At 45.5% G+C, this 582-nt stretch carries 2 tRNA genes and 2 rRNA genes; all 4 read left to right on the forward strand.

Features of this window, described 5'->3' with window-relative positions:
- Positions 1-131 (forward strand): 16S ribosomal RNA (locus AWT65_RS06255); the annotation flags it as partial.
- Positions 132-182: 51 nt separating this feature from the next.
- Positions 183-259: transfer RNA gene (locus AWT65_RS06260), tRNA-Ile, on the forward strand.
- A gap of 16 nt (positions 260-275) precedes the next feature.
- Positions 276-351: transfer RNA gene (locus AWT65_RS06265), tRNA-Ala, on the forward strand.
- 71 nt (positions 352-422) lie between these two features.
- Positions 423-582: ribosomal RNA gene (locus tag AWT65_RS06270) — 23S ribosomal RNA — on the forward strand; the annotation flags it as partial.

A 582-nucleotide genomic window follows, 5' to 3' on the forward strand; every position in this document is an offset into this window, starting at 1 on the left:
CACGAGAGTTGTTTGCACCTGAAATTACTGGCCTAACTGCAAAGGGGGAGGTACTGAAGGTGTGGATAGCGATTGGGGTGAAGTCGTAACAAGGTATCCGTACCGGAAGGTGCGGATGGATCACCTCCTTTCTAAGGAGAAACAAGAACACTTGTTTGCTAATCTTTGTGTTTAAAGAAGAAGGGCGTGTAGCTCAGGTGGTTAGAGCACTGTGCTGATAACGCAGGGGTCGATGGTTCGAGTCCATTCATGCCCACCATACACGACTTAAATATGGGGATATAGCTCAGCTGGGAGAGCGCCGCACTTGCACTGCGGAGGTCAGCAGTTCGATCCTGCTTATCTCCACCAAAAAAAAGAAAAAATAGGACAATGAGAAATGAATAGTAGGTAAAAAAGATTACAACTGAAAAAGAGTTAGAGAGAAGCTAAAAAAGGGCATACGGAGGATGCCTAGGTAGTAAAAGCCGAAGAAGGACGTGATAAGCTGCGAAAAGCTTGGTGAAGTTGCACATAAACGAAGAAGCCAAGATGTCCGAATGGGAAAACCTGTATATGAGGAGCATATACGCGAAAGAGGTA

The organism is Sneathia sanguinegens (assembly GCF_001517935.1).
Lineage (GTDB): Bacteria > Fusobacteriota > Fusobacteriia > Fusobacteriales > Leptotrichiaceae > Sneathia > Sneathia sanguinegens.